Consider the following 381-nt stretch of genomic DNA (forward strand, 5'->3'; position numbering starts at 1 on the left):
AGGACGGGACCCAGGGCGATCCACTTCAGGAACCAATACAGCACGCTCGGACTCTAGCCCTTCACGAGCGTCCGCGGCGGCCACGGAGAGCCCTCTTCTCGGCCTTGTCGTCGCCGGTCGTAATAGGGCTCTGGCGGGTCGCCCGGGCCAGTGGCCGGTGCGGTGCCGGTGGTGTCGCGGGTGTAGGTGTGGCCGTGGGGGCTGGTCCAGGTGTACGCCGCGGGGCCGGTGCGTTCGGCAGAGCGCGGCGAGGGCGTCCGTGGAGGTGTCGCCGCCTTGTTCCCAGGGGGTGATGTGGTCGAGGTCGCCGGACCGCCCGTGGCGGGTGCACCACGGAAAGACACAGCTGCGGTCCCGCAGAATGACTTGCTCCCGGAGGCG

The sequence above is a fragment of the uncultured Nocardioides sp. genome, assembly GCF_902805925.1.
Classification (GTDB): Bacteria; Actinomycetota; Actinomycetes; order Propionibacteriales; family Nocardioidaceae; genus Nocardioides.